Below are 22,417 nucleotides of genomic sequence, written 5' to 3'. Positions count from 1 at the left end.
TCCATGACCGAACGTCCAGTGGTCAAGCGCACCGCCCGCGCCGTGCTCCTCGACGGCGACCATCTGATCCTCATCAAGCGGACCAAGCCCGGCGTGGAACCGTACTGGGTCACGCCCGGCGGCGGAGTGGAGGCAGAGGACTCCACCGTGGTCGAAGCCCTGCACCGCGAGGTCGACGAAGAGCTCGGCGCCAAGATCACCGATGTGGTGCCCTGCTTCGTCGACACCATCGAGCACATCCCGGACGACGGCGGGGTGGCCGGGGTGAAGGTGCAGCACTTCTTCGTCTGCCGACTGGCCTCCATGGATACCGCCCTGCGGCACGGACCCGAGATCGAGGAGCCCTGCGGCGAGTACGAAATCGTCCGGGTGCCCTTCAGCCGGGTCGGGATCGCGGCCGTGCACCTGGTTCCGCTCTCCCTGCGGCACTATCTCGACGGGAACATCGAAGGGGTCCTGGCGCTCCAGGCCGCAGACCTGGGGTGAGGGGCGGAAGGATCGCTCAGCCTGCGCCGGTCGCGGCTACGAGCGCATAGGCCTCGCGCAGATCGCCGCCCTCATAGCGGTGCGTGGCCAGCCCCGCCAGATGACCGTCCGCGTTGACCGCGACAGACCGCGACACCGCTCCGAAGAGATCCACGTCCGACATCGAGTCCCCGTAGGCCACACAGTCGGCCCGCCCCACGGCGAACTCCGTACAGAGCTGGTCCGCGATCCGGACCTTGGCGGCTGCGCTGAGAATCCCCGAGGGGTCCACCGGCCGGCTGAACGGAACCTCCGGGAAGCGCGAGCCGTAGGCCGCGTGGGCACCCCAGCCGAGCAGCCGCTCCACGAAGAACGACGGCGAGAGCGAAATGACCGCGCAGTAGTCGCCGCGCTCCCGGATGTCCCGCCAGACCTCCTGGATCCCGGCGAGCCATGGTGCGGCGTCGAAAGCGGCCGTCACATGGTCGGTGGTGAGCCCTGACCAGAGAGCGTGCACTCCCACCGCGTACTCCGGTGAGCCGATCCGCCCCGAGACCAGGTCCCGCTCCAGCACACCGATCTCTTCCAGCAGCCCCAATTGCCGGGATATCTCCACCGGCGCGGCCGAACCGCGGATGAGGGTGCCGTCCAGGTCGAAGAGATGCAGCCGCGTCATGTACGCCGAGGCTAGTACAGCCACTTGCTCCCCCCGCCGGACGCCAGAGACCCGGATGCACCGTGTTTCACGTGAAACCGCTGACCCGCTCCTTGCGCCGGGGCTCGCTGGTGGTCCATGTCGCCGTCTCGGTACTGAAACCGTGGGGCCTGACCGCACGCGGCCGGGCGTATCAGAAGGAGCATCGGAACCAACGGAGAACATCCCGGAGAGCGGTGGACGCCGTACGCGCTCATGAACATCACGGAAAGCGGTGGACGCCGTACACGCCCATCAGCGAGCCTGATCACCATGCCCTCACCCCTCGACCCCCTGCCGATCCGCCGCCTGACCATCGGTGACCTCCCCGCCTGCACCGGCCTCTCCGAGAGCCGGGGCTGGCCGCGCGACGATCACAAGTGGGGGCTCCTGCTCACAGCCGGGACGGGTTACGGAATCGACGACCCCGGCGGCAGCGGGCTGGCAACGGCCTGTGTGGTCACCGCGTACGGTTCGGGCCTGGCCGCGATCGGCATGCTCCTGGTCGCCGACGCCTACGAGCGGCAAGGGGCAGGGAAGCGGATGATGCGCCATGTGATCGACGAGTTCGACGGCATCCCGCTCACTCTGCACGCCACCACGCTCGGCCGCCCGCTCTACGAGAAGCTCGGCTTCCAGGCGGTGGGCGAGGCCGAGATGGTCCGTGGCCCCTTCCAGCCGCCGACCACGGCACCGGCCGTGGCCACCCGCCGGGCAACAGCCAGTGATCTGCCCGGGATCCTGCGCCTGGACAACGAGGTCTTCGGCGAGGACCGCACCCACATGATCACGCGGCTGCCTGCCTTCGCCGATCAGCTGCGCGTCGCGGAGGACGCCGATGGCATCACCGGCTACACGGCGGCCTGGCCCAGCACGGACAGCCAGGTGGTCGGCCCGCTGATCGCCCGCGACACGGCGACCGCGCAGGCTCTGATCGCCTCACTCGCGGCGGGCACGGACCAGCCGCTGCGGGCCGATATCGACGTACGCCATGCGGAGCTGCTCGACTGGGTCAAGGCCGGCGGAATGGCGTCGGCGAGCTTCAACACCGTGATGACGCTGGGCATCCCGGACCTGCCGGGCGACTGGACCCGCCGCTTCACGCCGCTGACGGTCGCGGCAGGCTGAGCGCGATGCGCTGACGTCCGCGGGCAGGCTGACGTCCGGCCGGTGGGCTGAAGGACGGGCGGTGGGCTGAAGGACGGGCGGAAGTCACCGACGCGCGGGGCGTTCCGGTGCCCGCCCGGCCTGGGCCGTCGGTTCGCGCTGGGCTGTCGATCCGGCCTGGGCTGTCGGTGCATCCTCGGCTGCCGGTTCGGCCGATGCCCCAACGGCAGCGAGCCGGTGAGCGGTTCCGGCCGGCTCCGTGGAGCGGTTCCGCCGCTCCAGCGCGCTGGAGACAAGAGCGAGCACCAGCGCGGATGTGGCGAGGACAGCACCCACCCAGTTGGGCGCGGTATAGCCGAGACCGGCGGCGATGACGATCCCACCGAGCCAGGCGGACAGCGCGTTGCCGAGGTTGAAGGCTCCGATGTTGACGGCGGAAGCCAGCGTGGGCGCCCCCGACGCGTGGTCGAGCACCCGCTTCTGCAGCGGCGGAACGGTCGCGAACCCGAGCCCGCCGATCAGGAAGACCGTGGCAGCCGAAGCGATCCGGTCGTGCGCGGTGAAGGTGAACAGCGCCAGGACCAGGGCCAGTCCGCCCAGCGACACGTACAGCATCGGCATCAGCGCGCGGTCGGCGAAGCGGCCGCCGATGAGATTGCCGCTGACCATTCCGAGGCCGAAGAGCACCAGCAGCCAGGTGACACCGGCCTCGGAGAATCCGGCGACGGCGGTCATCATCGGTGAGATGTAGGTGATGGCGGCGAAGACTCCCCCGAAGCCGAGAACGGTCATCGCCATCGCGAGCAGCACCTGCACATTACGGAAGGCGGCGAGCTCGTGCCGCAGCCGGACCCCTTCCGGCCTGGGCTGCTCCGGTACGAGCCTGGTGACTCCCAGCAGCCCGACGACACCGAGCCCGGCGACGAGCAGGAACGTCAGCCGCCAGCCGATGTTCTGGCCGATGAGGGTGCCCAACGGCACACCGACGACATTGGCGAGGGTCAGCCCGGTGAACATCATGGCGATGGCGCCCGCCTTCTTCCGCGGTGCCACCAGCCCGGCGGCCACGACCGATCCGATGCCGAAGAACGCGCCGTGGGCGAACGAGGCGACGATCCGTCCGACGAGCATCACGCCGAACACCGGAGCGGTCGCGGAGACCACGTTGCCGATGACGAACAGCCCCATCAGCAGCATCAGCATCTTCTTGCGGGGGATCCGGGTGCCCAGGGCGGTCATCAGCGGGGCTCCGGCGACCACCCCCAGCGCATAACCGGTGACCAAGAACCCGGCCGTGGGGATCGAGACCTGGAAGGACTCCGCGACCTGCGGCAGCAGCCCCATGATCACGAACTCGGTGGTTCCGATACCGAACGCCCCCATGGCCAGGGCGAGCAGCGCGAGCGGCATGAGGTTTCACCTTCCGGGAACGAGGCACGGTCCGCCGGCGCGGGCATTTAATTGCGCGAGCGCCTTACATGCAGAAACAATACTTGCATACGCGTTTTAATTGCAAGCGCTGGGTATGTCGGTCCGTGTCTTATCCTGCCGAGCCTCGACCGGGCCGCAGCCGACCCCCGGCCGGCCCCGCTGGTACGCGCGGTCGAAGAACTCCAGCAGCCGGCCTGACCGACCCGGAGGGACCGGGCTGACCCACCCGGAGCGGTCTGGACACACTCCACCAGCCGGTCTGACCCACCGGACCGGCCCGACCCGCCCGGCCGCTCTGCCCCGCCCGGCCCCGCGTACTCTGCGCACCATGAGCGACCTGGAGATCCGCCCCGCGCAAGAGAACGACATCCCCGCGATCGTGGCGATGCTGGCCGACGACCCGCTCGGCGCCCAGCGCGAGTCCCCGGACGACCTCGGCCCGTACATCACCGCGCACCGGCGGATCGCCGCCGACCCGCAACAGCACCTGGTCGTCGCGGTGCGCGAGGGCCGGGTCGTCGGCACCCTCCAGCTCACCGTGATCCCCGGGCTCTCCCGGCGGGGCGCCACACGCTCCATCATCGAAGGTGTACGCATCCACGGCGACGAGCGCGGCAGTGGCCTCGGTACCCAGCTCATCGAGTGGGCCGTCGGCACATCCCGCAGCCAGGGCTGCCAGTTGGTCCAGCTGACCTCGGACGCCACCCGGACCGACGCCCACCGCTTCTACGAGAGGCTCGGCTTCACCGCGAGCCACCTCGGCTTCAAGCTCCAGCTCTGACCCGGGGCGCGGACCACGTTCCCGCTCACCGACCGCAGAACCGCGCCCCCGGAACCACACCCTGCAGACCCGGACTCCGCAGACCCAGGCTCCGCAGCCCCCGCCCGGCCCCGCCCCGCCCCACCGACCCCGCCGAGCGGGAGGCCCCGTCATGCACCGGATCAGCAATGAGGAGCGCCGTGTCCGCCTGGGCAGGCGCCACCGGCTCGCGCCCTCCGTGCGGGCCGCCACGCCTGTCGAGGCGTCCGACGCGGTCGTCGCCCTGCATGCCACCGACGCGGCGACCGTCTATCTCTCCGTCGGCGCACGAGTGGCCGACGCCGGTCCTGCGGCCGTCGAACACGCCCTGTACGACGAGGTCTCCCTGGTCCGGCTGCTCTCGCTGCGCAACACCCTCTTCGCGATGTCACGGGATGTGGCACCGTACGTCGACGCCTCCACGGCCCGTGCCATCGCGGCCAAGGAGCGCAGAACGTTCATCAAGCAACTCGCGGAGGACGGCGGCGGTCTGGACGAGCGCTGGCTGGCCGGTGCCGAGGCAGCGACACTGGCCGCGCTCGCCGATCGCGGCCCCTCCACGGGCAGCGAGCTCTCCGCGGCGGTCCCGGCACTCCGTACGAAGATCACTGTCTCCCCGGGCCGGAAGTGGGAGGCCGTGCAGGGCGTCACCACCCGGGTCATCCGGCTGCTGGCCGCCGACGGCCATATCCGCCGCGACCGGCCGCGCGGCTCCTGGACGTCGAGCCAGTTCCGCTGGACGACCGGAACCTCCTGGCCGCCGCTCCCGGTCCCCGAGGCCAGAGCCGCGCTGGCCCGCCGCTGGCTGCTGTCGTACGGACCGGCCACCGATGCGGACCTCAAGTGGTGGACGGGGTGGACCCTGACGGACACCCGCAGGGCGCTCGCGGCGATCGGCGCGGAGGAGGTCGGCCTGGACGACGGGGCACGGGGCTTCGTCGCGCCGGGCGACACCGCCGCCGAGCCGCCCACCGAACCGTGGGCGGCCCTGCTGCCCGGTCTCGACCCCAGCGCCATGGGCTGGGCCGACCGCACCTTCCATCTCGACCCCGAACACCGCCCGGCGCTCTTCGACTACGCGGGCAACATCGGCCCGACCGTGTGGTGGAACGGAAGGATCATCGGTGGCTGGGCGCAGCGCCCGGACGGCGAAGTGGTGTGGCGCCTCCTGACGGATCCGGGACAGGAGGCCACCGGGGCGGTCGAGGCGGAGGCGGCGCGGCTCGCGAACTGGGTGGGAAACGCACGGATCACCCCGCGTATCCGGACACCGCTGGAACGGGAACTCTCGGGCTGAGCCGGCGAGGGCTCCACGCGGCGACCCTTCCGGCGGCCCCAGCGGCCCCGGGCGGCGGTCCTCCGGCGGACCGCCCGGCGCGAACCGCCCCGTGGGCCCCGGCTGCCTGGACGGAGGCCGGCCCGGTGGATCCCGGCGGCCCCTCCTGCGGTCCCAGGCGGTGGCCCCTCCGGCGGACCGCCCGGCCCGGACCGCCCGGCAGACCGCCCCGTGGCCCCCGACAACTTCGCGCGGCGCCCCACCCGGTGGCCCCCCCGGCTGCTAGGACATACCCCGCCAGCCGTCCTCGTCCACGCCACCCGGAACCGGCCCCTCCGGGTCGTACGGCTGCCGGGTGAAGACGAACGACCCCAGGTCCAGATGGCTCACCCGGCCCTCTCGCCGTACGACCCGCAGTGTCTCCCCCGCGAAGTAGCCGTCGAGCCCGGTCCAGCTGCCGTCCCGCTCCGCGCGGAACCGGGAACTCCGGCCGCCGCCGGCCAGCGGGCCGAACTCCATCCCGCCGTCCGCCGTCAGCCGCAGGCCGCTCACGGATGTCCCCCAGTACCAGGGCCCCGCCAGTTCGAGCAGCCCCGGATCGACCTCTGGCAGCGGACGCCACGGCTTCGGAATGGCCGGTTCCGCGTCTGCCACGATCCCGATCAGATCCGCAGCGACCTTTGGCCCGACCCCCGACGTACTGTTCGACAGGGCCACCGCCGCCACTCCGTCCGCCACGCTCACCCACAGTCCGGCCACGAATCCCGGCAGCGAGCCGGTGTGCCCGGCCAGCGTCCGGCCGTCGCGCCGGGCGAGCTGGATACCGAGCCCGTATCCGCCGTCCCAGTCACCCGGTTCCGGCGCGACCGCGGGCGCGCGCATCTCCCGTACCGTCTCCGCACCGAGCACCCGGTCGTCACCCTCCGCCAGAAAAGCGGCGAAGCGGCACAGATCAGCGGCCGTCGACCACAGCTGCCCCGCGGGCGCCATCAGCCCCAGGTCCTCGGCCGGTTCCGGAAGCATGGCGTCCGCCCAGGGGTGCACCGCCCATCCGCCGGCCCGGGGCGCCTGGGGCTGGGCGCTCGTACGGTCCATTCCCAACGGTACGCAGATCTCACGCCGCACCACATCCGCCCACGGCGCACCGCGCAACGTCTCCACCACGGCCCCGAGCAGGGCGTACCCCGGGTTCGAGTAGTGGTGGCGCCGCCCCGCCGGATGCAGGCGCGGCTGCTCACCGAGCAGATCCGGAATCCCGGGGCGCAGCGCGGCCGAGGACCGCTCCCACCACTCACCGGGCGTCTCCGCGGCCAGACCCGCGGTATGGCTGAGGAGTTGAGCGATCGTCACCTCACCGACTCCGGTGTCCGGGACGTACTTCTCCAGGGGATCCGCCAGATCGAGCAGCCCCTCGTCCCGCAGGCGCATCACCGCGACCGCCGTGAAGGGCTTGGTGATCGAACCGATCCGGTACTGCGTGTCCGCGTCCGGCTCATGACCGTCCACGCAGCTGCGGGCCCCGGACCACACCATCCGCCCGTCCCGCATCACCGCCGCCACCAGCGACGGCACGCGTCCCTCGGACTGTGCGAGGGCGACGCGGTGCAGCAGCGCCCGCCGGGTGGTGGGAAGGAGTTCCGCGGAGGAATCCGGCGAGGAATCCGGCAGGGAGTCCTCTGATCGCGTCATGGCAGTGGTGGCAGTGGTGGCAGTCATGGCCCGAGACCTACCAGACGAGCCACCTGCCGTCGATGGCGCCGGAGGGCGGCCGGCCGGATTCGCGGGAGGACCCGTCTGTTACAGGACGGTGACACATCGCCAACAACGCATGCGGGCCACACATCGTCTTTTCATGTGAGACCCACACCTACGGTATTTGTCTCATCTTTGCGTGAAATCAGAGCTCCTCACCCGAAAGGAACACTCATGATCGTCACCAAGCGGCGCTCCCTGCGCATCGCTGCCGTCAGCACGCTCGCCGCCACCACCCTCGCCCTGGCAGGCACCGCCGCGATGGCCGACAGCCCGTCCGCGCCCAGCGCACCTGTCGCGCAGAAGGCCGTCGCCGCCAAGGCCTCCATCACCGCGAAGCCCTCGGTGACCTCGGTGAAGGCCTGGCAGCTCTTCCGGGTCACCGGCACCACGACCGGCCTCAAGGCGGGCGCCAAGGTGACCCTGCAGCAGAAGCAGGGCAGCAAGTGGGTCACGCTGCCCGCCTCCGCGCCCATCAACCGCACCGGCAGCTACTCGCTGGGCGTCAAGCTCGGCATCAAGGGCAAGAACCAGCTGCGCATCGTCAGTGGGAGCACCGCCTCCCCGGTCTTCAACGTGACCGTGCGCTGACCGCGGGCCTCCTGGCCGTGCCCCGGTGTCCGTCCCCACGGGCTCCGGGGCACCGCCACGCGCACCGGCTGTCATTCCTGGTCCGTGTCGCCCGCCGGGTGGGGGAGCAGGGGGAACAGCCGGGTGATGAGGGCAACCGGCAGAGCACCGTCGGGCCGGGCCAGGGGGCGCTGCTCGCGGTCCCGGTAGGGCAGGAGCGCCTGCCGGATCACGTCGGCGACCCGGCTCATCTCCTCGGGAGTCAGATAGGCGACGGCGCTGAAGGCATCGCCGTCGCGCCAGGCCGCAGGCGCCTCGTCCCGCTGGGTGAGCCAGCGCTGCCAGCTCTCGTCCTCAAGCCCGCGGGCCAGATCGGCGAACTCCTCATCGGCGGAGCCGTCCGCCCCGGAGGGCTGCCGGCTCAGGCGCCAGGGACGCACCCGGCCCCCACTGTGCGGGGCCTCCTCGATGTGTCCATGGCGTGCGAGTTGCCGCAGATGGAATGAGCAGAGACCAGAGCTGTACCCGAGCCGGGCAGCCGCTTCGGTGGCCGTGACGGCTCCGACATCGGCGAGCAGGGCCATCAGCGCCGTACGGACTTCGTGCGGGCGCAGTTCGCCACCGGCACCACGCGCCCGGCCGGGCAGGGAACCGGGGACACCCTGAGGCCGGGCCCCCTGAGGCAGCCGGTCGTCTTCGGCCCGGTCATCGTCGGTCCGGACATGCTCAGCCTGGTCGTCTCGGTCTTCAGTCACTTTGCAAACTCTGCTATTTTGCAAAGCACTTGGCAAGTGGTCCGCGCCACGGACGCAGCAGAGGGAGACAGCGATGCCTGTTCGTCACGACCGCTCCCGCCCGGCCGACCGGCGGGTCAGAGTGCAGGGCCACCCGGTCGACTCGTACCCGGCCCTGCCCGCGGAGGCGGAACGAGGCTCGGTCCGCCGGATCACAGCGGTGGGCGAGGAGATCCTGCGGCGCCCGTGCCGCGAGGTCACCGAATTCGGCTCCCCCGGGCTGTCGAGCCTGATCGACGACATGTTCCTGACGATGTACGTGGCGGACGGCGCCGGCCTCGCCGCCAACCAAGTGGACCTCGATCTGCGACTGTTCGTGTACGACTGCCCGGACGACCACGGGGTCCGCCATGTCGGCCACATCGTCAACCCGGTTCTGGAACTTCCCGGCCCGGAAGACCGCCGGCTCGTCGACGACTTCGAGGGCTGCCTGTCCGTGCCCGGCGCCGCCATGGCCGTTCCCCGGACCGATCAGGCTGTCGTCCGGGGACGCGACAAGGACGGCAACCCCCTGGCCATCGAGGGCACGGGATACTTCGCACGGTGTCTGCAGCACGAGACCGACCACCTCTCCGGCCACACCTATCTCGACCGGCTCTCCCACCGGGACCGCAAGGACGCCCTACGGCAGATGACGGACAGCTGCGCGGACGTCCTCGCCCGACGCGCACGCAAGGCGGCCGAACTCGGCCGGTGAGCCGGGGGCCGATCGTTCTCTGTACGGGGATCAGGTCTGCGCCATGTCGACGAACCGGGAGTAGTGGCCCTGGAAAGCCACGGTGATCGTCGCCGTCGGACCGTTACGGTGCTTCGCGACGATCAGATCCGCCTCCCCCGCGCGCGGGGACTCCTTCTCGTACGCGTCCTCCCGGTGGAGCAGGATGACCATGTCGGCGTCCTGCTCGATCGAGCCCGATTCACGCAGGTCGGACACCATGGGCTTCTTGTCCGTACGCTGCTCGGGGCCACGGTTCAGCTGGGAGAGCGCGATGACCGGGACTTCGAGCTCCTTCGCCAGCAGCTTCAGGTTTCGCGACATGTCGGAGACCTCCTGCTGGCGGCTCTCGGGGCGCCGTGAACCGCCGGACTGCATCAGCTGCAGATAGTCGATCACGACCAGCTTCAGGTCCTGACGCTGCTTGAGCCGCCGGCACTTCGCCCGGATCTCCATCATCGACAGGTTCGGCGAGTCGTCGATGAAGAGCGGCGCCGCGGTGACATCCGGCATCCGCCGCGCCAGTCGCGTCCAGTCCTCGTCCGTCATGGAACCCGACCGCATGTGGTGCAGGGCCACCCGCGCCTCCGCCGAGAGCAGACGCATCGCGATCTCGTTGCGGCCCATTTCGAGCGAGAAGATCACGCTCGGCAGTGCGGACTTGATGGAACAGGCCCGTGCGAAGTCCAGCGCCAGCGTGGACTTACCCATGGCGGGGCGGGCCGCGATGACGATCATCTGGCCCGGGTGCAGCCCGTTCGTCAATGCGTCCAGGTCCGTGAAGCCGGTCGGCACCCCGGACATCTGGCCGCTGCGCGAGCCGATCGCCTCGATCTCGTCGAGCGCGCCCTCCATGATGTCGCCGAGCGGCAGATAGTCCTCGGATGTGCGCTGCTCGGTGACGGCGTAGATCTCGGCCTGGGCCGAGTTGACGATCTCGTCGACGTCCCCGTCCGCCGCGTATCCCATCTGCGTGATCTTCGTTCCGGCCTCGACGAGCCGGCGCAGCACCGCGCGCTCATGGACGATCTCGGCGTAGTACTCGGCGTTGGCGGCTGTCGGAACCGACTGGACGAGCGTGTGCAGATAGGGCGCCCCGCCCACCTTCTTGATCTCGCCGCGCTTGACCAGTTCGGCCGCGACCGTGATCGGGTCGGCCGGCTCGCCCTTCGCGTAGAGATCGAGAATGGCCTGGTAGACGGTCTCGTGTGCGGGGCGGTAGAAGTCGTGGCCCTTGATGACCTCGACGACGTCGGCGATGGCGTCCTTGGAGAGCAGCATGCCGCCCAGGACGGACTGTTCGGCATCGATGTCCTGCGGGGGTACGCGTTCGAAGGCGGGGGATCCGCCGTCCCAGGAGCCGTTTTCCCGGCCCCGGTCGTGCTGCTCCCGGCCCCCGGAGCCCTCACCGCGGCGCTGGCGGGAAACGGGCAGACGGTCGCCCGGACTGCTCTCGGCCCAGGGGTCGTCCAAGGGCTCGGGAATGCTCACCGGGCCGCCTCCTCCCGTCCGCTCCGCGGACCTAACCGTGCGACTCTTTCTTACGGCACGGCACCGACAAACAAGGGGCCCGACTCCGCAAACGGCGCGTCGGGCGCCGGTCCACGGTAGGCCCGCAGACACCGTCAGCCAATCTTGTTATCCACAGGCCCTGTGGGTGACGGACCCCAGCCTGTGGGTAACTCGCCAAAACCTGTGCACGGGTCGGGGGACAGCGCTGTGGACAAACTCATAGCGCGCTCGCAAAAACCCATCTGACCTGCACATTCGCCATCCACTGGCTGTGGGGGAGAAAAACTTTTCCGGCTGGACCAAGATCACGACAAACGGCGCACAGCCCGAGCTGGAACGATGAGACCCGTAAGGGTCTTAAGCCTATTGCATCTCTTACCTGTGGAAGACTAGATTGTCCCGCATGACCCAGGCCCCCGCGGCACCACACCCCAGCAGCCGACGGCACGACCGGGAGATCATCTCGCTCGCCGTGCCCGCCTTCGGCGCGCTGGTCGCCGAGCCGCTCTTCGTCATGGCCGACAGCGCGATCGTCGGCCACCTCGGAACCCGTCAGCTGGCAGGGCTCGGGGTAGCGGCCGCTCTGCTGAGTACAGCCGTGAGCATCTTCGTCTTCCTCGCCTACGCCACCACGGCCGCCGTCGCACGGCGGGTGGGCGCGGGGGATCTGCAGGCCGCCATCCGACAGGGCATGGACGGCATCTGGCTCGCTCTGCTGCTCGGCGCTCTCGTCATCGCCGCCGTCCTGCCCACCGCCCCATGGCTGGTGGGCCTCTTCGGAGCCTCAGCCGACGCCTCCCCGTACGCGGTCACCTATCTGCGGATTTCCAGCATCGGCATCCCGGCCATGCTGGTCGTCCTGGCGGCCACCGGGGTGCTCCGCGGTCTCCAGGACACCAGGACCCCCCTGTACGTCGCGATCGGGGGCTTCGCAGCCAACGCCGCGCTCAATGCCGCGCTCGTCTACGGAGCCGGACTGGGCATCGCCGGATCCGCCTGGGGAACGGTGATCGCCCAGTACGCCATGGTCGCCGTCTACCTGGTGGTCGTTGTCCGGGGAGCCAGAAAGCACGGCGCTTCGCTCCTCCCCGACACGGCCGGGATCCGGGCCTGCGCACAGGCCGGGGTCCCCCTGCTGGTCCGTACGCTCTCACTGCGGGCGGTCCTGATGACCGCGACCGCTGTGGCGGCCCGCCTGGGGGACACCGACGTGGCCGCCCATCAGATCGTGCTCTCCCTCTGGAGCCTGCTGGCCTTCGCGCTGGATGCCATCGCCATCGCCGGACAGGCGATCATCGGTCGCTATCTGGGCGCGGCCGACACCGAAGGGGCAAAGGAGGCGTGCCGCCGCATGGTGCAGTGGGGCATTGCTTCAGGGGTGGTGCTGGGCGCGCTGGTCGTGGCATCCCGGCCCCTGTTCGTCCCGTTGTTCACGAGCGACCAGGCGGTACGGGACGTACTGCTGCCGGCCCTGCTGGTCGTCGCGCTCGCCCAGCCGATCTCCGGCGTCGTCTACGTCCTGGACGGCGTACTGATGGGCGCGGGCGACGGCCGCTATCTTGCCTGGGCCATGGTCGTCACACTTGCGGTCTTCACACCGGTCGCCCTCCTGGTACCGACGCTGGGCGGCGGGCTGACGGCGCTGTGGTGGGCGATGGTACTGATGATGGCGGTCCGGATGGTGACGCTCTGGCTCCGGGCCCGCTCGGGCCGCTGGATCGTCACGGGCGCCACCCGCTGAAACCGCGGGACAAATCCAGCCGCCCCGCCCTACGTCCCACTGCCTGTGCGTCTGCCCGCCTATCCAGCCAGGGCCCGGTCGGCAAACCTCACGGGCCGGACTGCATGGTGGGGTAGCTGCACGGCCGGGGAGCTGGGCGGCCGGGGAGCTGGGCGGCTGGGGAGCTGGGCGGCTGGGTGTTTCACGTGAAACGGCGGAAGGGCCGCCTCCCGAAGAAGACGGCCCTTCCCATGCTCTGCCGAGCGCAGCAGTTACGCGGCGACGACCTCGATGCCGACATGCGCGGCAACTTCGGCGTGCAGACGCACGGACACCTGGTGGGCACCCAGGGTCTTGATCGGCGAACCGAGCTCGACGCGACGCTTGTCGACCACGGGGCCACCGGCGTCCTTGATCGCCGAGGCGATGTCGGCCGGGGTGACGGAACCGAAGAGACGGCCGGCGTCGCCGGAGCGAACGGCCAGACGGACCTTCACGCCCTCAAGCTTGGCCTTGACCTCATTGGCCTGCTCGATGGTCGCGATCTCGTGGATCTTGCGGGCGCGGCGAATCTGCGCCACGTCCTGCTCGCCACCCTTGGTCCAGCGGATCGCGAAACCACGCGGGACCAGGTAGTTGCGGGCGTAACCGTCCTTGACGTCAACGACGTCGCCGGCGGAACCGAGGCCAGCGACCTCGTGGGTGAGGATGATCTTCATTTTTCGGTCACCCTTCCCTTATCGCGCGGTGGACGTGTAGGGCAGCAGCGCCATCTCACGGCTGTTCTTGACAGCCGTGGCGACGTCACGCTGATGCTGCGTGCAGTTGCCGGTGACGCGGCGGGCACGGATCTTGCCACGGTCGGAAATGAACTTCCGCAGCATGTTCGTGTCCTTGTAGTCCACGTACTGGGTCTTGTCCTTGCAGAAAGCGCAGACCTTCTTCTTAGGCTTGCGCACAGGCGGCTTCGCCATGGTGTTTCTCCTGTGTGATCAAGAAGTGGGGTACGGGCTGCCCTAGAAGGGCGGCTCGTCCGAGTAGCCACCGCCGGAGCCGGAACCGCCGGAGCTTCCGCCCCAGCTGCCCCCGCCCTGCTGGCCACCGCCGGCCGGCGCGTTGGAGGCCCACGGGTCGTCGGCGGGTGCACCGCCACCGCCCTGCTGGCCTCCGCTGGGGGCTCCGCCCCAGTTGCCGCCACCCTGCTGCTGGCCACCGCCGCCGCCGTAACCACCCTGGCCGCCCTGACCACCGCGACCGGTGGTCTTGGTGACCTTGGCCGTGGCCGTCTTGAGGCTGGGGCCGACTTCCTCGACGTCCAGCTCGTAGACCGTGCGCTTAACGCCCTCACGGTCCTCGTAGGACCGCTGCTTCAGCCGGCCCTGCACGACGACGCGCATGCCTCGCTGAAGCGACTCCGCGACGTTCTCCGCCGCCTGACGCCAGACCGAGCAGGTGAGGAACAGGCCTTCGCCGTCCTTCCACTCATTGGTCTGCCTGTCGAAGATGCGGGGAGTGGACGCGACACGGAACTTCGCGACCGCCGCACCGGAGGGGGTGAAGCGCAGCTCGGGGTCGTCGACGAGATTGCCGACGACCGTGATGACGGTCTCGCCTGCCATGGGTGAACCTCTCGGCGGGGATTGCTTGGCTGCTTGGTGCTACTCGGACCCGATGACTGCTGAGCTGGAAGCTCAGTGGGTCTCGGGGCGGAGGACCTTGGTCCGGAGGACCGACTCGTTCAGGTTCATCTGGCGGTCGAGCTCCTTGACGACCGCAGGCTCGGCCTGCAGGTCGATGACCGAGTAGATGCCCTCGGGCTTCTTCTTGATCTCGTAAGCGAGACGACGACGGCCCCAGGTGTCGACCTTCTCAACCTTTCCTTCGCCCTCACGGACGACGGAGAGGAAAGTCTCGATCAGCGGGGAGACAGCGCGCTCCTCGAGTTCGGGGTCGAGGATGACCATCACTTCGTAGTGACGCATGTGGAACCCACCTCCTTTGGACTCAGCGGCCACGGTCGTTCCGTGGCAGGAGGGTCGTGATGCGTACGCAACGGTATCCGCCGCCACTGACAATCCGGATTCGCGGAGAAAGGGACTGTTCACTGGAGTGGGCAGACACCGGTGCAGACCGTACAGACTACCTGCACCCGTGCTTCCGGTTGAAATCCGGCGGTCACCGGGCAGACTCTCTAGGTGTGGGATGTGAGCGGCGTTACAGTGCGCCGCCTTATGCCAGGAGGTGCCTGATGTCTCAGGCAGCGCGACACAACCCTGCGACGCGGCACAAGGCCGTCGCCTCTCTCCTCGCCTCGGACGGCAAGCCCCACCCGCTGGAGGACGGCCTCGGCGTGGTGGCGCTCGTACTCGGTGTGGTGGCCCTCGTCGCGGCCGGGTTCAACAATCTGCATCTGCTGAGCTCGTGGGCAGGGCTGGTGGGGATCCTGATCGGCGCCTACGGGATGTTCATCTCGATCACGACACGTGAGAGGTTCATCGTGATCCTCGGGATCGGAGCCTCTGCGGTGGGCTTCTACCTCGGCATGGCGCACGGTGGTCTCTTCGGCGGAGTGGTCGGCGGCTGAGGGCCGCTGTGCCCCTTGTCCGATACGGCCAGTCGGGGCGCTCCACGGCAGCAGTAGGCTTCGGCGGGAGAGCCGACGCCCCTGTAACCATGGGGACACGCCTGCCGAGGAGCGCCCCGCATGAGCCTGACCCTGAGGACCATCAGCCGCGAGCAGCATCTGGCGTACATCCAGAGCCTGCCGTCGGCCAGTCACTGCCAGGTTCCCGCATGGGCGGAAGTGAAGACGGAGTGGCGCTCGGAGAGCCTCGGCTGGTTCGACAAGGACGGCCTGATGGTCGGGGCGGGCCTGGTGCTCTACCGGCAGCTCCCCAAGATCAAGCGCTATCTCGCCTATCTCCCCGAGGGCCCGGTCCTCAACTGGTATGCCCCGAATCTCAACGAGTGGCTCCAGCCGATGCTGGCCCACCTCAAGGAGCAGGGCGCGTTCTCGGTGAAGATGGGCCCGCCTGTGGTCATCCGTCGGTGGAACGCGGCGGCGATCAAGTCGGGTATCCAGGACCCGGACGTGAAGCGTCTGCGCGACGTCGAGGCCACCCATATCGAACCGCGCGCGTTCGAGGTGTCCGACCGGCTGCGGAAGATGGGATGGCAGCAGGGCGAGGACGGCGGCGCCGGCTTCGGTGACGTGCAGCCCCGCTACGTCTTCCAGGTCCCGCTGGCCAACCGTTCGCTCGACGACGTCCTCAAGGGCTTCAACCAGCTGTGGCGGCGCAACATCAAGAAGGCCGAGAAGGCCGGCGTCGAGGTCGTCCAGGGCAGCTACGAGGACCTGGCCGAGTGGCAGCGGCTGTACGAGATCACCGCTGAGCGCGATCACTTCAGGCCGCGCCCGCTCTCGTACTTCCAGCGCATGTGGTCGGTCCTCAACACCGAGGATCCGAACCGGATGCGGCTGTACTTCGCCCGTCACGACGGGGAGAACGTCGCCGCAGCCACGATGCTGATCGTCGGCGGGCATGTCTGGTATTCCTACGGGGCGTCCGCCAACCACAAGCGCGAAGTGCGGCCGTCGAACGCCATGCAGTGGCGGATGCTGCGGGATGCCTACGCCATGGGCGCCACCGTCTACGACCTGCGGGGCATCTCCGACTCGCTGGACGAGACAGACCACCTCTTCGGCCTGATCCAGTTCAAGGTGGGCACCGGCGGCGAGGCCGTGGAGTACATCGGTGAGTGGGACTTCCCGCTCAACAAGCTGCTGCACAAGGCGCTCGACATCTATATGTCGCGCCGTTAAGGGTGATGATGGTTCCGTCGTCCCAGATTCGTACCCAGGTCCGTACTCCCTGATCGTCGTTCCTGTCGTTCCCATCGATCCGCTCGTTCCGTCCATACCTCTGATACACCGCAGCTCCGAGAAAGGTTCCGGTCCGGCCATGGCGCTGACCCTCTATGTCGACACCGCGCGCTGGCGGGCGCACCAGAAGTCCGTGCTCGACCAGTTCCCGGGGATCGTTCCGGTCTGCAAGGGCAACGGCTACGGCTTCGGCCACGGCCGGCTCGCGGACGAGGTGACGCGCTTCGGTTCCGAGATCATCGCGGTCGGCACCACCTATGAAGCAGCCCGTATGAAGGACTCATTCGGCGGTGATCTGCTGGTCCTCACGCCGTTCCGCCGCGGCGAGGAGCCGGTGCCGCTGCCTGACCGGGTGATCCGCTCCGTCTCGTCGGTCGACGGGGTCCACGCCCTGGTGGGCGCGCGCGTCGTCATCGAGTGCATGAGCTCGATGAAGCGCCACGGCGTCTCCGAGGCCGACCTCGGCCGGCTGCACGCCGCCATAGACGACGTACGTCTGGAAGGGTTCGCGCTGCACCTTCCGCTGGACCGCATGGACGGCTCCGACGCGGTCGAGGAGGTCATTGCCTGGATGGACAGGCTGCGCAACGCACGGCTGCCTCTCCACACCATGTTCGTGAGCCATCTGAAGGCCGAGGAACTGGCGCGGCTGCAGCAGCAGTTCCCGCAGACGCGCTTCCGCGCCAGGATCGGTACGCGGCTGTGGCTGGGAGACCACGAGGCGACGCAGTACCGCGGCTCCGTCCTGGATGTGACCCAGGTCGTGAAGGGTGACCGTTTCGGCTACCGGCAGCAGAAGACCGCTTCGGACGGCTGGCTGGTGGTCGTCGCCGGCGGGACCTCCCACGGGGTGGGCCTGGAGGCACCGAAGGCGCTGCACGGGATGATGCCGCGTGCCAAGGGCGTGGCGCGTGCGGGCCTGGCCACGGTGAACCGGAACCTGTCGCCGTTCGTCTGGTCGGGCAAGCAGCGCTGGTTCGCGGAGCCGCCGCACATGCAGGTGTCCATCCTCTTCGTCCCGTCGGACGCCCAGGAGCCGAGGGTGGGAGACGAATTGGTGGCTCACCTCCGGCACACGACGACCCAGTTCGACCGTCTCGTCGATCACTGAGCCGCCCGCACGGACCAGTAACGGCACAGAGCACGGCAGAACGGCGGGGGGGGGGGGGGCGGGGGCCCCCCCCCCCCGCCCGTGCCGGCGGCCGCGGCCGGCCGGCGGATCGCCCACCGCGCCGCCACCCCACTCGACCTGCGGGCCTTCGTACTGATGGGCGGCGTGCCTGGCAGGACGGGCCGCCGCGCCGAGCACGAAGACATCCTCCGCGCCGTCCAGCACACCCCCTGAAGGATCGTCGGAGCCGTCCGCGCGTACGCCGTCGCGCTCCGGCATCAGGATGTCCCGCACGATCACCGCGCAGATGTAGAGCGTTCCGGCCAGGTGCAGGGCGATGGCGAACTGGTAGCCCTCGGGCGGCAGTCCCTTGGGCTTGTCGCCGCTCATCGTGTACGCGAGGTAGAGCCAGATTCCCAGGAAGTACATGACTTCGCAGCCCTGCCAGATCAGGAAGTCGCGCCAGCGGGGCCGGGCCAGGGCCGCGAGCGGGATCAGCCACAGGACGTACTGCGGCGAGTAGACCTTGTTGGTGAGGATGAACGCGGCGACCACCAGGAAGGCGAGCTGTGCGAACCGCGGCCGGCGCGGAGCGGTCAGCGCGAGGGCCGTGATCCCGCCGCACGCCACGATCATCAGGAGCGTCGCCCAGGTGTTGACGTTCCCCACGTCGAGAGGCTTGCCGGTGCGCTGGGTGATGATCAGCCAGAACGAACCGAAATCCACGTTCCGTTCCTGGCTGAACGTGTAGAACTTCTTCCACCCCTCGGGCGCGAGCAGCATGACCGGCAGGTTCACGACGAGCCAGGACGCCGCCGCGCCGAACGCGGCCCACCCGTACTCCCGCCATTTCCCGGCGCGCCAGCACAGGACCAGCAGCGGGCCCAGGATCAGCACCGGATAAAGCTTGGCGGCGGTGGCGAGGCCGATCAGCACACCGAAGGCGAGCGCGCGTCCCCGCGACCACATCAGCATCGCGGCAGCGGTGAGAGCGACCGCGAACAGGTCCCAGTTGATGGTGGCGGTGAGCGCGAAGGCAGGTGCGAGGGCGACCAGCAAGCCGTCCCAGGGGCGGCGCCGATGAGTGCGGGTGACACAGACCGCGATGACGGCCGTGCAGATCATCAGCATGCCCGCGTTGACCATCCAGTAGATCTGTTCGCGGTGCTGCATGGCGCCCCCGTGCGGGGTGAGCCAGGAGGCGACCTCCATGAACAGGCCGGTGAGCACCGGGTATTCGAGGTACGACATGTCGCCGTTGATGCGGTCGAAGTACGGGACGAGGTCGTCGGCGAAGCCCCGTCCGACATAGAGGTGGGGGATGTCCGAGTAGCAGGCGTGGTTGTACTGGGATGTTGCCCCCTGGAACCACGCCCAGTCGTAGCAGGGCATCTTCTGCACCATGCCGAGAGCGAACATGCCGATCGCGACCAGGGCGATGACCCGGACGGGGGTGAGCCCGCCGGCACCGCGGCCGGCCCAGCGCCCGGCCGGCCCCCCGATCAGTTCACTGCCCGCCGCGGCGGTCTCGTCCTGCTGAGTGGGCCGCACCTCGGGCTCTGCGGTCTTCAGTGCGGGCCGGTCCTCGTGCGCACTCGTCATGGCGCACATCCTGCCGTACGCGTCTGTGCTCGCGGGGAGGGCTGCCCCCAGCCAGGGTGGAGGCAGCACACCGCGGAGCCGGCACAGCAGCGGCGGATACGCGGCGGGCGCACAGCACGAGGGCCTCTCCACAGCAGGTGAGCTGTGGAGAGGCCCTCGTGGTGCCGTCGGAACCCGGATCAGGTGACGGGGCTCACAGGGCGGTCATCAGCCGGGCCAGCCGATGACCCCACCACGGTCGTCGCCACCCGTCCCGCCGGTGTCGGAGCTCTCGCTGGGAGTGGGGCTGCCGCCGCCCGGTCCGCCGTCCGACGTTCCCTCGTCGGTCCCGCCGTCGTTCCCGCAGCTCCAGTCCGTCCACTTGTTGCAGGACTTGGTCGGGGACGGCGTCGGGGAGGAGGGGGTGTCGGACGGGGACGGGGGCGGAGTGGACGGCGTGGGGGTCGGCGTGGGGGTCGGCGTCGGCGTCGGCTTCGGGCTCGATACGCCACTGCCGTAGACGACCTTGCCGATCGGCTCGGGCGCCGGGAAGTCCTTGGCCGGTGTATTGCTGAGCGCCTGCGACATGTAGCTGTGCCAGATCTGCGCCGGGAACGACGCACCGTGGATCTGCTTCTCGTTGCCGGTGCCGTACATCTCCTCGAACTGGCGGTTCTTGCCCTTCGCGTTGTCGTCGAAGCGGTACATGTCGATGGCGGTGGAGAGCTGCGGGGTGTACCCGATGAACCAGGCGGACTTGTTGCCGTCGGTGGTTCCGGTCTTGCCCGCGATCTGCCGGCCGGGAATCCGGGCGGCGGTTCCGGTTCCCTTGTCGACCACGGTCTTCAGCACATCGGTGACATTGCTGGCGATGGCCGTCGAGAACGCCGACTTCTCCACCTGCTGGTGCTGGTAGACCGTCCTGCCCTCGCGGGTGACCTTGGTGACCGAGAACGGCTCGTTCTGCCGGCCGTTGTTGGCGAAGGTGGCGTACGCGCCGGCCATCCGGATCGCGCTGGGGCTGGAGGTACCGATGGAGAAGGAGGGGTAGTCGGAGCTGGCCATGGACTGCTTGTCGTCGCGCAGCCCGGCGGCGATGGCCGCCTCACGTACCTTGTCGGTGCCGACGTCCATGCCGAGCTGGACGTATGCGGAGTTCACGGACTCCCGCATGGCCTCGCGCAGATCGATGCGGTAGTCAGGAGCCACGCCGAGGGAGTCATGGCCGTCGTTCTCCTGGAGCCACTCCTTGCCCTCCTTGTTCGTCCACACGCTGCCGTCGTAGTTCCTGATCTTCAGGTCGTTCTGGCCGCTGTAGAGGCTCTTCGTCGAGACGGGCGTGCGGTCCGAGTCGGGCTGGTCCTTGCCGAGGGCGGGGTTGCGCTTCCCGTGCTCCATGGCGGCTGCCAGCACGAAGGGCTTGAAGGTCGATCCGACCTGGGCACCGGTGTAGTCAGCGTTGTTCGTGTAGTGCTTGGTCGCGTCCTCGCCGCCGTAGATGGCGGCGATGGCGCCGCTCTGCGCGTCCACCGAAGCCCCGCCGAACTGGACGTGGGTGTCCGTCTTCGGCCGCAGGCCGGGCTTGATCTTCGCCTTGCGGACCTTCTCGACGGATGTCTCCAGCTGCTTGACCTTCTTCTTGTCGAAGGTCGTATGGATCTGGTAGCCGCCCTTGGCGAGGTCCTCGGAGGTGATGCCCTGCTTGTTGTTGTTGACGAAATACGACTTCGCGAGGTCGACGAGGTAACCGGTCTGGCCACCCAGCTGGGCGTCCTTCTTCGGCGGGTCCACCTTCGGGAACGTCTTGTACTTCGCCCGCTCGGCGGCGGGGAGCCGGCCGTCCTTGACCATCTGGTCGAGGATCCACCTCCAGCGGCCGGTGGCCCGCTGGAGATTGGCCTTCGGCGTCGCCGCGGGGTCGATCTCGACGGCACCCGCCGGGTCGAAGTAGCTGGCCCCCTTGAGCAACGTGGCGAGGAACGCGCACTGGCTCGGGTTGAGCTTCTCGGCGTCCACCCCGAAGTACGTACGGGCCGCGGCCTGGATCCCGTAGGCACCCCGCCCGTAGTACGACGTATTGAGGTAGTCCTTCATGATGTCGTTCTTGTCCATCTTGGCGCCGACCTTGATGGAGATGAACAGTTCCTTGAACTTACGGCTGAACGTCTGCTCCTGTCCGAGCCGCGAGTTCTTCACGTACTGCTGGGTGATCGTCGACCCGCCCTGGGTCTCACCGCCCTTTGCCATGTTGAACACCGCGCGCCCGATGCCCATGGGGTCGATGCCCTTGTCCTTGTAGAAGGACTTGTTCTCGGCCGAGACCACCGCGTTCTGCATCGCGCTGGGGATCTGCGAGAGCGGCACGATCTGCCGGTTGATCTCACCGCCCGTCGCGACCATCTGACTGCCGTCGGACCAGTAATAGACGTTGTTCTGCGCCTGCGAGGTCTTGTTGGCGTCCGGAATGCCGACCATGGCGTACGCGATGGTGCCGGCGGCCAGGATGCTGCCGGCGAAGCCCACGAAGAGACCGGTCACGAGCCGCCAGGACGGCACCCAGTGACGCCAGCCGTACAGATTCGCCCGGGGATAGTCGATGAACCTCTTCTTCCCCGGGCCCCGGCCACCGCCACCCTCCGGGCCGCCGCCACCGCGCCCGCCACGGCCACCGCCACCGCGCCGGCCACCACCGTGACCTCCGCCGGGCTCGGCGGCGCGGCGGCGTCGGCCTCCGCCGCGCTGGGCTGCCCTTCTGGCTTCGGCTCGACCGCCGTAGGGGCGCTCCTCCCCGTCCTGGGAACCGGAAGGCGACCCGGTGGCGGTTGGCGGGGGAGCTGCACGGCGGCCCGAAGGCTGCTGGGCTTCTCGCCTGGCCGCGGCACGTCCACCACTCTGGGATTGTGGTGGTTTGCGACGGTGCTCGCTCATCGAACGACTACTCCTCGGGCAGGCACTAACGCCTGGAAACGGCAGTTGAGTTCCGGTCCCCCCGATGCGCGGACCGCCC

The 22,417-nt window shown here is 69.2% G+C and carries 20 protein-coding genes and 1 pseudogene; 10 read left to right on the top strand and 11 right to left on the bottom strand.

Annotated elements, in window-relative coordinates:
- Positions 1-3: 3 nt before the first annotated feature.
- Positions 4-486, top strand: coding sequence for an NUDIX domain-containing protein (locus ACFXBC_RS01690; protein WP_385017304.1), 483 nt, complete (start codon positions 4-6; stop codon positions 484-486).
- A 16-nt stretch (positions 487-502) separates the two neighbouring features.
- On the opposite strand, the gene ACFXBC_RS01685 is transcribed toward ACFXBC_RS01690, so the two are convergent.
- Complete coding sequence (locus ACFXBC_RS01685) at positions 503-1,141, bottom strand: HAD family hydrolase (RefSeq protein WP_385017301.1); 639 nt, start codon at positions 1,139-1,141, stop codon at positions 503-505.
- Between the two features lie 291 nt (positions 1,142-1,432).
- Here ACFXBC_RS01685 and ACFXBC_RS01680 point away from each other — a divergent pair, with 291 nt between their 5' ends.
- On the top strand, positions 1,433-2,287 hold the full coding sequence (locus ACFXBC_RS01680; RefSeq protein WP_385017299.1) for a GNAT family N-acetyltransferase: 855 nt from the start codon (positions 1,433-1,435) through the stop codon (positions 2,285-2,287).
- An 84-nt stretch (positions 2,288-2,371) separates the two neighbouring features.
- On the opposite strand, the gene ACFXBC_RS01675 is transcribed toward ACFXBC_RS01680, so the two are convergent.
- On the bottom strand, positions 2,372-3,676 hold the full coding sequence (locus ACFXBC_RS01675; RefSeq protein ID WP_385017296.1) for an MFS transporter: 1,305 nt from the start codon (positions 3,674-3,676) through the stop codon (positions 2,372-2,374).
- A 349-nt stretch (positions 3,677-4,025) separates the two neighbouring features.
- Between ACFXBC_RS01675 and ACFXBC_RS01670 the strand changes: the two genes are divergently transcribed.
- Together ACFXBC_RS01670 and ACFXBC_RS01665 are read left to right on the top strand one after the other, a co-directional pair.
- Positions 4,026-4,478: a GNAT family N-acetyltransferase gene (locus ACFXBC_RS01670; protein WP_385017293.1), complete on the top strand. Its 453-nt coding sequence runs from the start codon at positions 4,026-4,028 to the stop codon at positions 4,476-4,478.
- A gap of 151 nt (positions 4,479-4,629) precedes the next feature.
- Positions 4,630-5,793: a winged helix DNA-binding domain-containing protein gene (locus ACFXBC_RS01665; protein ID WP_385017290.1), complete on the top strand. Its 1,164-nt coding sequence runs from the start codon at positions 4,630-4,632 to the stop codon at positions 5,791-5,793.
- A 261-nt stretch (positions 5,794-6,054) separates the two neighbouring features.
- Here the strand turns inward: ACFXBC_RS01665 and ACFXBC_RS01660 are convergent, their stop codons facing one another.
- The gene (locus ACFXBC_RS01660; RefSeq protein ID WP_385017454.1) at positions 6,055-7,461 is read right to left on the bottom strand and encodes a serine hydrolase domain-containing protein; all 1,407 of its coding nucleotides are present in this window, start codon (positions 7,459-7,461) and stop codon (positions 6,055-6,057) included.
- 237 nt (positions 7,462-7,698) lie between these two features.
- On the opposite strand from ACFXBC_RS01660, the gene ACFXBC_RS01655 reads away from it, so the two are divergent.
- The gene (locus ACFXBC_RS01655; RefSeq protein WP_385017286.1) at positions 7,699-8,115 is read left to right on the top strand and encodes a hypothetical protein; all 417 of its coding nucleotides are present in this window, start codon (positions 7,699-7,701) and stop codon (positions 8,113-8,115) included.
- Positions 8,116-8,186: 71 nt separating this feature from the next.
- On the opposite strand, the gene ACFXBC_RS01650 is transcribed toward ACFXBC_RS01655, so the two are convergent.
- Positions 8,187-8,741, bottom strand: coding sequence for an ArsR family transcriptional regulator (locus ACFXBC_RS01650; RefSeq protein WP_385017451.1), 555 nt, complete (start codon positions 8,739-8,741; stop codon positions 8,187-8,189).
- 181 nt (positions 8,742-8,922) lie between these two features.
- On the opposite strand from ACFXBC_RS01650, the gene def reads away from it, so the two are divergent.
- The gene (gene def, locus ACFXBC_RS01645) at positions 8,923-9,585 is read left to right on the top strand and encodes a peptide deformylase (protein WP_385017284.1); all 663 of its coding nucleotides are present in this window, start codon (positions 8,923-8,925) and stop codon (positions 9,583-9,585) included.
- Between the two features lie 30 nt (positions 9,586-9,615).
- Here def and dnaB read toward each other — a convergent pair whose 3' ends face one another.
- The gene (dnaB, locus tag ACFXBC_RS01640; protein WP_385017448.1) at positions 9,616-11,076 is read right to left on the bottom strand and encodes a replicative DNA helicase; all 1,461 of its coding nucleotides are present in this window, start codon (positions 11,074-11,076) and stop codon (positions 9,616-9,618) included.
- A gap of 442 nt (positions 11,077-11,518) precedes the next feature.
- Between dnaB and ACFXBC_RS01635 the strand changes: the two genes are divergently transcribed.
- Positions 11,519-12,856 (top strand): MATE family efflux transporter, encoded by a 1,338-nt coding sequence (locus ACFXBC_RS01635; protein WP_385017281.1) that lies wholly within the window; start codon positions 11,519-11,521, stop codon positions 12,854-12,856.
- 251 nt (positions 12,857-13,107) lie between these two features.
- Here ACFXBC_RS01635 and rplI read toward each other — a convergent pair whose 3' ends face one another.
- From rplI to rpsF, 4 genes are all read right to left on the bottom strand, one after another.
- Positions 13,108-13,554 (bottom strand): 50S ribosomal protein L9, encoded by a 447-nt coding sequence (gene rplI / locus ACFXBC_RS01630; protein ID WP_385017278.1) that lies wholly within the window; start codon positions 13,552-13,554, stop codon positions 13,108-13,110.
- An 18-nt stretch (positions 13,555-13,572) separates the two neighbouring features.
- The gene (gene rpsR / locus ACFXBC_RS01625) at positions 13,573-13,809 is read right to left on the bottom strand and encodes a 30S ribosomal protein S18 (RefSeq protein WP_003967857.1); all 237 of its coding nucleotides are present in this window, start codon (positions 13,807-13,809) and stop codon (positions 13,573-13,575) included.
- A gap of 42 nt (positions 13,810-13,851) precedes the next feature.
- Positions 13,852-14,454 (bottom strand): single-stranded DNA-binding protein, encoded by a 603-nt coding sequence (locus tag ACFXBC_RS01620; protein WP_385017275.1) that lies wholly within the window; start codon positions 14,452-14,454, stop codon positions 13,852-13,854.
- 72 nt (positions 14,455-14,526) lie between these two features.
- Positions 14,527-14,817, bottom strand: coding sequence for a 30S ribosomal protein S6 (gene rpsF, locus ACFXBC_RS01615; RefSeq protein WP_164258274.1), 291 nt, complete (start codon positions 14,815-14,817; stop codon positions 14,527-14,529).
- 266 nt (positions 14,818-15,083) lie between these two features.
- On the opposite strand from rpsF, the gene ACFXBC_RS01610 reads away from it, so the two are divergent.
- From ACFXBC_RS01610 to ACFXBC_RS01600, 3 genes are all read left to right on the top strand, one after another.
- A complete protein-coding gene (locus tag ACFXBC_RS01610) occupies positions 15,084-15,419 on the top strand; it encodes a hypothetical protein (protein ID WP_385017272.1) in 336 nt (111 codons plus the stop codon).
- Between the two features lie 120 nt (positions 15,420-15,539).
- Positions 15,540-16,658 (top strand): peptidoglycan bridge formation glycyltransferase FemA/FemB family protein, encoded by a 1,119-nt coding sequence (locus tag ACFXBC_RS01605; protein WP_164258270.1) that lies wholly within the window; start codon positions 15,540-15,542, stop codon positions 16,656-16,658.
- 139 nt (positions 16,659-16,797) lie between these two features.
- Entirely contained in the window at positions 16,798-17,829 is a 1,032-nt protein-coding gene (locus ACFXBC_RS01600) for an alanine racemase (protein WP_385017445.1), read from the top strand.
- Between the two features lie 126 nt (positions 17,830-17,955).
- Here ACFXBC_RS01600 and ACFXBC_RS01595 read toward each other — a convergent pair.
- A pseudogene (locus tag ACFXBC_RS01595) lies at positions 17,956-19,440 on the bottom strand (glycosyltransferase family 87 protein); the annotation flags it as partial.
- 198 nt (positions 19,441-19,638) lie between these two features.
- The gene (locus tag ACFXBC_RS01590; RefSeq protein WP_385017269.1) at positions 19,639-22,338 is read right to left on the bottom strand and encodes a transglycosylase domain-containing protein; all 2,700 of its coding nucleotides are present in this window, start codon (positions 22,336-22,338) and stop codon (positions 19,639-19,641) included.
- Between the last annotated feature and the right edge of the window lie 79 nt (positions 22,339-22,417).

The sequence above is a fragment of the Streptomyces sp. NPDC059398 genome (genome assembly GCF_042751845.1).
Lineage (GTDB): Bacteria > Actinomycetota > Actinomycetes > Streptomycetales > Streptomycetaceae > Streptomyces.
The sequence above is the reverse complement of the archived record's forward strand: the minus strand, read 5'-3'. Positions and strand labels throughout refer to the sequence as shown.